This window comes from Metabacillus sp. Hm71 (genome assembly GCF_051842955.2).
In the GTDB taxonomy this organism is placed as follows: domain Bacteria; phylum Bacillota; class Bacilli; order Bacillales; family Bacillaceae; genus Metabacillus.
Genome location: NZ_CM200278.1, coordinates 2,346,502 through 2,359,317 on the forward strand (window position 1 = coordinate 2,346,502; position 12,816 = coordinate 2,359,317).

Consider the following 12,816-nt stretch of genomic DNA (forward strand, 5'->3'; position numbering starts at 1 on the left):
GGTATATGAATACCTGAATTTTGCACTACCTTTCTACACCCTGATGATAAGTATCAGGGTATTTTTTTAAGAAAAAAGGAGTGGTTAAGGTATGAAAAACCTGCTGACAATGAATCAGCTAACAAATGAGGAAATTTACTCGATACTTGAGGATGCTCAAAACTACCGATTAGGGAAAGGCTGGAAACCGACAAGCATGTTATTTGTCTCAAATCTCTTCTTTGAACCAAGTACAAGAACTAGATTTAGCTTTGAAGTAGCCGAAAAGAAACTTGGCCTTCAGGTTTTAAACTTTACCGCAGAGCATTCAAGTGTTCAAAAAGGTGAAACGTTATATGATACCGTCAAAACGTTACAATCTATTGGTGCAAATGCAGTGGTCATTAGACATCAAGAGGATCATTTTTTTGAGGATTTGATCGGTAATGTATCGATTCCAATTATAAATGCCGGTGATGGCTGTGGTCATCATCCGACACAATCACTCCTTGATTTATTAACGATTAAACAAGAATTTGGACAGTTTCAAGACTTGACCGTATCCATTCTAGGTGATATTCGCCATAGCCGTGTTGCAAGATCAAACGCAGAAGTATTAACAAGACTAGGAGCAAAGGTATTGTTCTCTGGTCCAGCAGAGTGGCAGGATCCTTTAAATCCGCACGGCACTTATGTAGAGATCGATGAAGCAATCACAAAATCAGATGTGGTGATGCTGCTTCGAATTCAGCATGAAAGACATCATCAAAAGGCTAGTGCGGATGATTACTTACAGCAATATGGTTTGACAAAGGGAAGAGAAAAACAAATGAAAAAGGACGCAATCATTATGCATCCAGCCCCTGTAAATCGCGGAGTAGAGATAGACGATGCGTTAATTGAATGTGATCGATCCAGAATCTTTAAACAGATGGAAAATGGAGTTTTCGTTAGAATGGCTGTATTGAAAAGAGCTTTACAACAAATTGAGCATAATCAGGAGGTAAACGGAAATGTTATTTATTCTTAAGAATGGATTTATTTTAGATGAGCTTGGTGAGTTGCAAAAAGCAGATGTGAAAATAGAAAACGGGATTGTAAAAGAAATTGGAAATGATCTTACGGCAGATGGCTATGAAGTCTTGAATGTAGATGGACAGTTTGTATCAACAGGCTTTATCGATTTACATGTTCATTTAAGAGAGCCGGGCGGTGAGCATAAGGAGACAATTGAAACTGGTACAAAGAGTGCGGCAAAGGGTGGTTTTACAACCATAGCACCAATGCCAAATACACGCCCAGTTCCTGATACAAAGGAGCAAATGGAGTGGCTGCAAAATCGAATTAAGGAGACGGCAGTTGTAAAGGTTCTTCCATATGCATCAATCACTACAAGACAGCTTGGAGAAGAGTTGACGAACTTTAAAGCTTTAAAAGAAGCAGGGGCTTTTGCCTTTACTGATGATGGTGTTGGGGTGCAATCAGCAGGTAAGATGCTGGAAGCAATGAAACAGGCGGCTTCAATCGGAGCATCTATTGTCGCGCACTGTGAAGAAAACACCTTGATTAATAAAGGTGCTGTTCATGAAGGCAAGTTTTCAAAAGAGCACGGGATTAATGGGATTCCTTCTGTATGTGAATCTGTTCATATCGCAAGAGATATTTTGCTTGCAGAAGCTGCAGGCTGTCACTACCATGTATGTCATATTAGTACGAAGGAATCTGTCCGTGTGGTGAGAGACGCAAAACGTGCTGGAATTCAAGTAACTGCTGAAGTATCACCACATCATCTCTTATTATGTGAAGAAGATATTCCAGGTCTAGATCCTAATTTCAAAATGAATCCGCCATTAAGAGGGAAGGCTGATCAGGAAGCATTAATCGAAGGGCTGCTTGATGGAACAATTGATTTTATCGCAACTGATCATGCACCACATACAAGTGAAGAAAAAGCGGAGGGCATGCAGTTAGCACCATTTGGAATCGTCGGATTAGAAACGGCCTTCCCATTACTATATACAAATTTTGTCCTAACAAATAAACTAACATTAAAACAACTCGTTGATTTCTTGACGATTAAACCAGCACAGGCTTTTGGATTACCTGGCGGGCAGCTAAAAGTCGGAGAAGCAGCTGACATAACGGTTATCGATTTAGAAATGGAAGAGAAAATTGATCCAGAAAACTTCTTATCAAAAGGAAAGAACACACCATTTACAGGCTGGGCATGTAAAGGTTGGCCAACATTAACAATTGTAGATGGAAATATTGTTTGGAAACTAGGAGGCATCACAATATGAAAAGACAACTTATCTTAGAAGATGGAACAGTATTTTTAGGTGAAGCATTTGGCAGTGATGAAGAAAAATTCGGAGAAGTCGTATTTAACACAGGTATGACAGGTTATCAAGAAATTTTATCAGATCCATCATACTGTTGGCAAATTGTAACATTAACTTATCCATTAATCGGCAACTACGGAATTAATCGAGACGATTTTGAAACAATCACTCCTTTTATCAATGGTTTTGTTGTAAAAGAATATTGCGATTATCCTTCTAACTGGAGAAGTGAGTATACAATCGATGAATATTTTAAAATGAAAAATATACCTGGAATTGCAGGAATAGATACTCGAAAGTTAACAAGAATTATTAGAATGCATGGGACTTTGAAAGGTGCTATTTGTTCGGCTGATGCAAATCCCGAGGAAGTTATTAAAAAACTAAAAGACACTGAATTCCCAAGGAACCAAGTGCAAGTTGTATCAACTAAAACTCCTTATCCTAGTCCAGGTAGAGGTCCTCGTATAGTTTTAGTTGATTATGGGATGAAACATGGCATTCTTAGAGAATTTAATAAACGAAATTGCGATATCATTGTTGTTCCACATTCGGTAACAGCTAAGGAAGTTTTACAACTAAAACCTGACGGAATTATGCTTTCAAACGGCCCTGGAGATCCAAAGGATGTTCCAGAAGCAATCGAAATGATAAAAGGTATTATTGGGAAGATTCCTTTCTTTGGTATTTGCCTAGGTCATCAGTTATTTGCTTTAGCTTGCGGTGCTGATACTGAAAAAATGAAGTTCGGGCATCGGGGTTCAAACCATCCAGTTAAGGAACTTAGCACTGGCAAGGTTGATATTACATCACAAAACCATAGTTATACAGTTACAGTAGAGTCAATCAAAAATACTGAATTAGAAATTACACATGTAGCTCTAAATGATGGAACAATAGAGGGCTTAAAACATAAACATGCACCAGCATTTTCAGTACAATATCATCCAGAGGCTTCACCTGGTCCAGAAGATGCAAACGGGTTATTTGATCAATTTTTAGACATGATAGAAGTTAATAAGAAAGAAGGGGTTTTATAATGCCAAAACGTACAGACATCAATAAAATTCTTGTTATCGGTTCAGGTCCAATTGTGATTGGTCAAGCAGCAGAATTTGATTATGCGGGAACACAAGCATGTATCGCACTAAAAGAAGAGGGCTACGAGGTTGTTCTTGTTAACTCAAATCCGGCAACAATTATGACAGATACAGAAATTGCAGACAAAGTTTATATCGAACCCCTTACATTGGAATTTTTAAGCAATATCATTCGAAAAGAACGGCCAGATGCATTAGTTCCAACATTAGGTGGTCAAACAGGACTTAACCTTGCAGTTGAGCTTGCTGAATCTGGTGTGTTAGAAGAATGCGGTGTTGAAATTCTTGGAACAAAATTATCTGCTATTAAACAGGCAGAGGACCGCGATCTCTTCAGAACATTAATGAATGAGTTAAACGAGCCGGTTCCGGAAAGTGAAATCATTCATAATCTTGAAGAAGCCTATGCATTTGTTGAGCAAATCGGCTATCCAGTGATTGTAAGACCTGCTTACACATTAGGCGGAACCGGCGGCGGGATTTGTCATAACGAGGAAGAGTTAGTTGAAATCGTTACAAGCGGCTTAAAAAACAGCCCAGTAACACAATGTCTACTTGAGAAAAGTATTGCTGGATTTAAAGAAATTGAATATGAAGTCATGCGTGATTCTAACGATCATGCGATTGTTGTATGTAATATGGAAAACTTTGACCCTGTTGGCGTCCACACTGGTGATTCCATTGTTTTCGCCCCAAGCCAAACGTTAAGTGATCGTGAATACCAAATGCTGCGAAATGTTTCCCTAAAGATTATTCGTGCATTGAAAATTGAAGGCGGATGTAACGTTCAGCTTGCCCTAGATCCGGATAGCTTTAACTACTATATTATTGAAGTAAATCCACGTGTAAGCCGTTCATCTGCGTTGGCTTCGAAGGCAACTGGTTATCCAATTGCTAAACTGGCGGCAAAAATTGCAGTTGGGTTAACACTTGATGAAATGGAAAACCCTGTAACAGGCAAAACATATGCTTGCTTTGAGCCTGCACTAGATTACATTGTGTCAAAAATCCCGCGCTGGCCGTTTGATAAATTCGAATCAGCTAATCGTCACCTAGGTACGCAAATGAAAGCAACTGGTGAAGTCATGGCGATCGGCCGCACTCTTGAAGAATCATTACTAAAAGCGGTTCGTTCACTTGAGTCAGATGTGGACTATCTGAATTTAAATGATGCAGAGAGCATAACGGATGAATTAATTGAAAAGAGAATTCGCAAAGCTGGCGATGAGCGTTTATTCTATATAGCTGAAGCGTTTAGAAGAGGAGTAACAAAAGAACAAATTCATGAGTGGAGCAAAATTGACTTGTTCTTCTTGATGAAAATTGAAAAAATCATTTCTTTTGAAAAGAATATCAAGGAAAATCCTTACGAGTTAACAACATTACAAAAAGCAAAAGAAATGGGATTTGCCGATTCCGTTATTGCTAACTTATGGAACACGAATGATCGTGAAGTGTATGAGCTTCGCAAACAAGCAAATATCATCCCAGTGTACAAAATGGTTGATACTTGTGCTGCAGAATTTGAATCTGCAACACCTTACTTCTATGGAACGTTTGAAGACGAAAATGAATCCATTGTATCAGATAGAGAAAGTGTTGTTGTATTAGGGTCAGGTCCAATCCGAATTGGACAAGGGGTTGAATTTGATTATGCAACTGTTCATTCAGTATGGGCAATAAAAGAAGCAGGTTATGAAGCGATTATCGTGAACAACAATCCTGAAACAGTTTCAACAGATTTCAGTATTTCAGACAAGCTTTATTTCGAACCTTTAACAATCGAAGATGTTATGCACATCATTGATTTAGAAAAGCCAAAAGGTGTTGTCGTACAATTTGGCGGTCAAACGGCGATTAACCTTGCAAGTGACTTAGAGGCTAGAGGGGTTAAAATTCTTGGAACAACTTTAGAAGATCTTGACCGTGCAGAAGATCGCGATAAATTTGAACAAACACTTGAATCATTGGAGATTCCGCAGCCGCTTGGGAAAACAGCTACATCTGTGGAACAGGCTGTAAAAATTGCTGGGAAAATTGGCTATCCAGTCTTAGTTCGCCCATCATACGTACTGGGCGGCCGTGCAATGGAGATTGTTTATCAAGAGGCAGAATTGCTGCATTACATGCATAATGCGGTAAAAATCAACCCGCAGCATCCAGTATTAATCGATAAATATTTAACAGGTAAGGAAATTGAGGTTGATGCCATTTCCGATGGTGAAACGGTTCTAATCCCTGGAATCATGGAGCATATTGAGCGAGCCGGCGTACATTCTGGTGACTCAATTGCAGTTTATCCGCCACAATCGTTAACTGAGGAAATTAAGAATAAGATTATCGACTATACAATAAAACTTGCTAAAGGTTTAAACATTGTAGGGCTTTTAAACATTCAATTCGTTTTATCTAAAGGTGAAGTGTATGTACTTGAGGTAAACCCTCGTTCAAGCCGTACCGTTCCATTCCTTAGCAAAATTACCGGTGTGCCAATGGCGAACCTTGCAACAAAAGTAATCCTTGGTGCAAAGCTGAACAGCTTAGGATATGAAACAGGTCTACATCCTGAAAGTGAAGGTGTATATGTAAAGGCTCCTGTCTTTTCATTCGCAAAGCTTCGCAATGTCGACATTACGTTAGGACCAGAAATGAAATCAACCGGTGAAGTAATGGGGAAAGATATTACCTTAGAAAAAGCACTTTACAAAGCACTAGTCGCATCAGGAATTCAAATTAAAAATCATGGTTCAGTCCTTCTGACAATCGCTGATAAAGATAAAGAGGAAGGGTTAGAAATCGCAAAGAGATTCCATCAAATTGGCTATCAAATTCTTGCAACAAGCGGAACAGCAGACTATTTAACATCATTTAATATTCCAGCTAAAGTTGTAAACAAAATTGGAACAGATGAACCAAATCTACTTGATGTAATTCGTAAAGGTGAAGCGCAATTTGTGATTAATACACTGACAAAAGGCAAACAACCAGCTAGAGACGGCTTTAAAATCCGCCGTGAATCAGTTGAAAATGGCATCCCATGCTTAACATCACTCGATACGGCTGTTGCGATTTTACGTGTCCTTGAATCTATGACATTCTCTACTGATACAATGCCAAAGATTAAAAAACAGCTTGAGGTGAGCTTAACGTGATTAAACAAGAGCTGATGGTCGTGACAAAGCATGAGAAAATTGCCGAACAAATTTTTCAGCTGACCCTTCAAGGTGAGCTTGTAGCAGAAATGGGTAATCCTGGTCAATTCGTTCACCTCAAAGTAACGGAAGGATCTACACCACTTTTAAGAAGACCGATCAGCATTTCTGAAATCAATAAAGAACAACAAACATTTACAATGATTTACAGAGCAGAAGGAGCTGGTACACAGCTCCTTTCAAAAAAGAAACCTGATGACATTGTTGATGTATTAGGTCCATTAGGCAATGGTTTTCCAATAGATGTCATAGACAGCGGACAAGCAGCGCTATTAGTTGGCGGAGGCATTGGTGTTCCTCCTTTACTTGAATTATCAAGGCAATTTGTTGCAAAAGGGGTTTCTGTTAAGCATGTATTAGGCTTTCAAACAAAAGCTGCAGTTTTTCTTGAAAAAGAATTTTCAGAACTTGGACAAACAATCATCTCAACTGATGATGGCTCATATGGCTATCAAGGATTTGTAACAGATGCAATTAAAGACTATGGCGTACAATTTGATACGATGTTTACTTGCGGACCAACGCCAATGCTTAAAGCACTTGAAAGATTTTATGGACATAAACCATTATTTTTATCACTGGAAGAAAGAATGGGGTGCGGCATTGGTGCTTGTTTCGCATGCGTATGTCACACTGGTGATGATCCAACTGGTACAAGCTATAAAAAAGTATGTAGTGATGGTCCTGTGTTTAAGGCCGGAGAGGTGGTTTTATAATCATGTTGCAAGTTAGCTTACCTGGTTTAAACCTTAAGAATCCAATCATGCCAGCATCCGGCTGCTTCGGCTTTGGAAGAGAATATAGCAAGCTTTATGATTTAAGCCAACTGGGGTCTATTATGATTAAAGCAAGCACTCAGGAACCGCGCTTTGGGAATCCGACACCTCGTGTTGCGGAAACAGAAGCAGGTATGTTAAACGCCATCGGACTTCAAAATCCCGGGGTAGAAAAAGTGGTTTCGGAAGAGCTTGTATGGCTTGAGCAATTTGATTTGCCGATTATTGCAAATGTTGCTGGGTCACAAATTGATGACTATGTATACGTTGCTGAAAAAATCAGCCAGTCAAAAAATGTTCATGCTCTTGAATTAAATATTTCTTGCCCGAATGTTAAAACAGGGGGGATAGCGTTCGGTACAATTCCGGAGGTTGCTGCTGAGTTAACGAGAGCCGTAAAAGCTGTTTCAGCTGTTCCTGTCTATGTTAAGCTTTCACCTAATGTGGCAAACATCGTTGATATGGCAAAAGCCATTGAACAGGCCGGTGCTGACGGTTTAACAATGATCAATACGCTGATCGGAATGAGAATAGATATAAAAACAGGTAGACCTGTTATTGCTAATAAAACAGGGGGCTTGTCAGGGCCAGCGATTAAGCCGGTTGCGATTAGAATGGTTTATGAAGTAAGTCAAGCTGTCAACATTCCAATTATCGGAATGGGCGGTGTTCAAACTGTAGATGATGTCATTGAATTTTTATATGCTGGTGCAAGCGCGGTTGCTGTTGGAACGGCTAATTTTGTTAACCCGTTTGTATGCCCGGAAATCATCAATCAGCTCCCTAACAGATTAAAAGAGCTAGGCTTTGAGCATGTGACAGAATGTATCGGAAGGAGCTGGAAATCATGAACTTAAGACCGCTAATAATTGCCCTTGATTTCAAGGACCGTTCAGAAGTCGAGGAGTTTTTGAATCATTTTCATGATGAAAAGCTATTTGTAAAAGTAGGCATGGAGCTATTCTATCAGGAAGGTCCCCAGATCATCTCCTATTTAAAGCAACGCGGACATTATATTTTCTTGGATTTAAAGCTGCATGATATACCAAATACAGTAAAACAGGCAATGCAAGGCTTGGCAAAACTTGATGTTGACCTTGTTAATGTCCATGCCGCAGGCGGAAAAAAGATGATGGAAGCGGCAATTGCAGGGTTGGATGCTGGAACACCAGCAGGGAAACAGCGTCCTGCATGTATTGCCGTAACACAACTAACAAGTACATCACAAGAGATGGTCGATAAAGAATTGTTAATAAATGAAAACATAGAGAATATTGTACTTCATTATGCAAAAATGGCAAAAGAAAGCGGACTAGATGGTGTTGTTTGCTCAACACATGAGGTCGAAATACTTAATGAAAAACTTGGCAGATCCTTCATGACAGTAACACCTGGAATTCGTATGAAAGAGGATTCTGCAGATGATCAAACAAGAATCGCAACTCCAGATCTTGCGCGTCGATTAGGTTCTACTGCCATCGTTGTTGGAAGAAGTATAACAAAGCAGCCTAATCCATATGAAGCTTATTTGAACGTTAAAAAATTATGGGAGGAATAGGATAATGAAACAAACAATTGCAAAACAATTATTAGAAATCAAGGCGGTCTTTCTCCAGCCAAACGATCCATTTACATGGTCAAGCGGAATGAAATCGCCTATTTACTGTGATAACCGTCTCACACTATCCTTTCCTGAAATTCGTAAACAAATAGCTGAAGGACTTACAGGATTAATTAACGAGCATTTTTCCGAGGTAGAAGTGATTGCAGGAACGGCTACTGCAGGCATTCCACATGCAGCATGGGTGAGCGATCTATTAAATCTGCCTATGTGTTATGTGCGTAGCAAGGCAAAGGGACATGGTAAAGGTAACCAAATAGAAGGACAAGTAAAGGAAAATCAAAAAGTTGTGGTTGTAGAGGATCTAATTTCAACTGGGGGAAGTGCAATTACTGCAGTTGAAGCGCTGCGTGCTGCCGGCTGTGAAGTACTTGGCATTGTATCCATCTTTACTTATGGTCTCTCTGTTGGTTCAGAACGCCTAGCTGAGGCAAATGTCGAAGCAAAGTCATTATGTGACTATGAAACACTAATTGAAGTGGCTGTTAAAGAAGGCTATGTTGGTGAACAAGACCTTAACAAGCTAAAAATGTGGAGAGAAAATCCTGCTTCAGAAGCTTGGTTACAAAATTAAATAGTTAAGCTGTGTTATTGGTAAGAGACTGTCTCTAAAGGCTAGAATACCCTTTAGTTGACTAGTCTCTTTTTTTGCAAAGTAATAACAAGCTTATTGCTGGCTTCTATAATCGAAATTTGATAGCTTTATTTTTAAGAAATAAATAATAACTAATGGGGTGGAAAAAGTGAGCATAAATTTACATGACTGGTTTTCAAAGGGGATTACTTTTGAACGATATTCGAATCAGATGACAATTAATAAAGAAGAAATGCTTTCTATCTATGATCGTTTTACGTTAAATGAAGACGATCTTGCTTTTTTAGAAAAGCTACAAGGAAAACAACTTAAAGTGATTGCCTTGACTGAGGATTGGTGCGGAGATGCACTTGTTAATAATCCAATCCTTATGAAAATAGCAGAAGCTTCAAATATGGAAGTACGTTTTTTACTAAGGGATCAAAATCTAGAGTTGATGGACCAATATTTAACAAATGGAACATCCAGAGCGATCCCTATCTATATATTTATTGATCAAAACGGTGAGGAAAAAGCAGTTTGGGGACCAAGAGCTCAAAAAATTCAAAAGTTGGTAGATCAAGAAAGAGGAGCATTGCCAGAAAATGATGCACCGGATTTTAAAGAAAAACAAATGGAGATGTATAGCAAATTCAGAAACGCTTATTTAAATGATGAGTCAATATGGGAGACAATCTCATACAGCATCATAACCCAACTTAAAGGAAAGGATCTCCATCATTAATATTTTAAAGAAGCAGGGTAGTTTATCAAACCCTGCTTCTTTTGGTTGGAGATAACTTTTTGAAGAACATTAAATATTCTCAGATTGGTTAAGATTCAGGCAAAAAATAGTAATGAACAAAGTACGCTTTTTTGTTTTTTGTATATATATAACCTATACTTTCATGAGTAAACAAGAGAAGTTAAATTTGTCTAAATTGTTAAGGAATTTGAGGGAATGATAAAAAAATATGAATTAATTAATCCGATGGAAAAAGTCGGGTTGACTTTTGCAAGAATTGTGTTAAAATTTTGAATCAATAGCATAGTTCTTATCAAGAGTGGTGAAGGGATCTGGCCCTGTGAAGCCCGGCAACCTGCTGTAAGAGCAAGGTGCTAATTCCAGCCAAATCTATACGAATTTGGGAGGATAAGTGTAGATCGTCCTTAAAAGTCTTCTGCTCGGGAGGCTTTTTAAAAACTAGATTTATATAGTAAGGAGAGTTCAAAGGAAAATAGCCGATGATTGGCAATACTTAATGATTGTCATAATAAAAATTTCGTGTATAATTCATACTATATTGGTTGGTCTTCGAATTTAATTCCGACTATTAATGTGTGAATAAAGGGTTTTGAAACTGAAGTATTTTAGTTACAAAGAAAGAGGTGAATAATATGCTAACTTATGAGAATTGGGTTGAAGTAAGCAACGAGAATTTTGAAGTTGACGACACCTATAAAGGTGCACTAAATGTTTTAAATTGGGCATATGACCACTATGGAGAAGAAATTATTTATGCTTGCAGTTTTGGTATTGAAGGAATTGTTTTAATCGATTTAATTTCTAAAGTAAAACCGGATGCGAAAATTGTTTTTTTAGACACAGATGTTCATTTTAAGGAAACATATGAGCTAATTGATAAGGTAAAGGAAAAGTATCCCCTGCTTAATATTGAATTAAAAAAGCCAAAGCTTACATTAGAAGAACAAGCTCAAGAATTTGGTGATAAGCTTTGGGAAACAGATCCGAATAAATGCTGCAATATCCGTAAAATTATCCCTTTAAATGAGACATTACAAGGAGCAACAGCATGGATTTCTGGTCTTAGACGTGAACAATCAGAAACAAGAAAACATGTTAATTTTATTAACAAGGATGAACGCTTCCATTCAGTAAAGGTTTGCCCGCTTATTCATTGGACGTGGAAGGATGTATGGAGATACGTTCATAAAAACGATTTAATCTATAATCCATTACATGACAGGGGATATCCAAGCATCGGTTGTTTTCATTGCACAAAGCCTGCTTTTGATGAAAATGATTTAAGATCTGGCAGATGGACTGGGCAAATGAAAACAGAATGCGGCCTCCATCAGTAGGGGGTTATAAACGATGTTAGAGATCATTGCTATCGTTATCAGCCTCTTTTTTGCAATGAACATTGGTGCAAGCGGTGCTGCTGCATCAATGGGAATTGCATATGGTTCTGGTGCGATTTTACGTCCAAGGAACGCGCTGATCCTATGTGGGATAGGTGTTATCTTGGGTGCTGTTATTGGCGGGGGAGAGGTTGTTAAAACGATAAGTTCAGGAATTATACCAACATCACTTATCACAATAAAAATTGTTGTCATCATTCTTTTTTCCGCTACCTTTTCACTGTTTTTAGCTAATATATTAGGAATCCCACTTTCTACTAGTGAGGTCACAGTTGGGGCAGTTGTTGGTGTAGGTATTGCTTATCGAGTATTATTTGTCAACAATCTGCTATGGATTGTCTTATTTTGGGTCATTATTCCAATCATTGCGTTTTTAATTGCATATATCTTTATTAAGGTGTTACATTATTTTCATTTAGAGGCTAAATATTCGTTTCAAGGGAAGATTATTACGTATCTTCTAATCATGGCAGGTTTCTTTGAAGCTTTTTCAGCTGGTATGAATAATGTAGCGAATGCAGTTGGACCATTAGTCAGTGCACAAATTCTTTCTGTTTCAAAGGGGACATTGATTGGCGGCATATTCGTTGCGCTAGGTGCACTTATTTTAGGAAAAAGAGTGCTTGAAACAAATGGAAAGAAAATTACGAGCTTTACAAAAATTGAGGGGATATTAATTTCTGGAACTGGCGCCACATTGGTAATTATTGCTTCAATTTTTGGCATGCCTGTCCCGCTAACTCAGATTACAACCTCCTCGATTTTAGGAATAGGCATCGCAAAATCGGGTACAAATGTGTTTCAGCAAAAAATTGTGAAAAACATGTTAATGGTATGGTTGATTTCGCCACTTATATCACTAACAATGTCATATTTCCTAGTGAAGTTATTTATTGAAAGTGATTTATATACAATCTTTGTGTTAGGCAGTCTCTTGCTTGCAACAATTGGTGCATTAAGCTTAATGAAAGCAAGCAAACAAGAACGTCGTACAGTGCATGAAGAAGGTGGAGGGATTTAATCCCTATAAAAGTTTCAATTATAGAATT

11 protein-coding genes and 1 riboswitch are annotated in these 12,816 nt (G+C 38.3%); all 11 genes read left to right on the forward strand.

What is annotated here, in order from left to right:
* Positions 1–91 precede the first annotated feature (91 nt).
* The 11 genes from ACSVDH_RS11075 to cysP all read left to right on the forward strand — a co-directional run bounded on the left by ACSVDH_RS11075 (position 92) and on the right by cysP (position 12,788).
* On the forward strand, positions 92–1,009 hold the full coding sequence (locus ACSVDH_RS11075; protein WP_439249435.1) for an aspartate carbamoyltransferase catalytic subunit: 918 nt from the start codon (positions 92–94) through the stop codon (positions 1,007–1,009).
* Entirely contained in the window at positions 993–2,279 is a 1,287-nt protein-coding gene (gene pyrC, locus ACSVDH_RS11080) for a dihydroorotase (RefSeq protein ID WP_439249436.1), read from the forward strand. Before ACSVDH_RS11075 ends, pyrC begins: the two co-directional genes overlap by 17 nt.
* Positions 2,276–3,361, forward strand: coding sequence for a carbamoyl phosphate synthase small subunit (locus ACSVDH_RS11085; protein WP_439249437.1), 1,086 nt, complete (start codon positions 2,276–2,278; stop codon positions 3,359–3,361). The genes pyrC and ACSVDH_RS11085 overlap by 4 nt, the downstream gene beginning before the upstream one ends.
* Positions 3,361–6,573 (forward strand): carbamoyl-phosphate synthase large subunit, encoded by a 3,213-nt coding sequence (carB, locus tag ACSVDH_RS11090; RefSeq protein ID WP_299087004.1) that lies wholly within the window; start codon positions 3,361–3,363, stop codon positions 6,571–6,573. Before ACSVDH_RS11085 ends, carB begins: the two co-directional genes overlap by 1 nt.
* A complete protein-coding gene (locus tag ACSVDH_RS11095; RefSeq protein WP_439249438.1) occupies positions 6,570–7,349 on the forward strand; it encodes a dihydroorotate dehydrogenase electron transfer subunit in 780 nt (259 codons plus the stop codon). The genes carB and ACSVDH_RS11095 overlap by 4 nt, the downstream gene beginning before the upstream one ends.
* Positions 7,350–7,351: 2 nt before the next feature.
* Positions 7,352–8,260 carry a dihydroorotate dehydrogenase gene (locus ACSVDH_RS11100; protein ID WP_439249439.1) on the forward strand — a complete coding sequence of 303 codons (909 nt, stop codon included), beginning with the start codon at positions 7,352–7,354 and terminating at the stop codon, positions 8,258–8,260.
* On the forward strand, positions 8,257–8,967 hold the full coding sequence (gene pyrF / locus ACSVDH_RS11105) for an orotidine-5'-phosphate decarboxylase (RefSeq protein WP_439249440.1): 711 nt from the start codon (positions 8,257–8,259) through the stop codon (positions 8,965–8,967). The genes ACSVDH_RS11100 and pyrF overlap by 4 nt, the downstream gene beginning before the upstream one ends.
* A 4-nt stretch (positions 8,968–8,971) precedes the next feature.
* Positions 8,972–9,604 (forward strand): orotate phosphoribosyltransferase, encoded by a 633-nt coding sequence (gene pyrE / locus ACSVDH_RS11110; RefSeq protein WP_299087010.1) that lies wholly within the window; start codon positions 8,972–8,974, stop codon positions 9,602–9,604.
* 169 nt (positions 9,605–9,773) lie between these two features.
* Entirely contained in the window at positions 9,774–10,349 is a 576-nt protein-coding gene (locus ACSVDH_RS11115) for a thioredoxin family protein (RefSeq protein WP_366945105.1), read from the forward strand.
* A gap of 307 nt (positions 10,350–10,656) precedes the next feature.
* A riboswitch (SAM riboswitch) is annotated at positions 10,657–10,764 on the forward strand.
* A 238-nt stretch (positions 10,765–11,002) separates the two neighbouring features.
* Complete coding sequence (locus tag ACSVDH_RS11120) at positions 11,003–11,707, forward strand: phosphoadenylyl-sulfate reductase (RefSeq protein ID WP_439249441.1); 705 nt, start codon at positions 11,003–11,005, stop codon at positions 11,705–11,707.
* 13 nt (positions 11,708–11,720) lie between these two features.
* Positions 11,721–12,788 carry a sulfate permease gene (gene cysP / locus ACSVDH_RS11125; RefSeq protein ID WP_439249442.1) on the forward strand — a complete coding sequence of 356 codons (1,068 nt, stop codon included), beginning with the start codon at positions 11,721–11,723 and terminating at the stop codon, positions 12,786–12,788.
* The last annotated feature ends 28 nt before the right edge of the window (positions 12,789–12,816 follow it).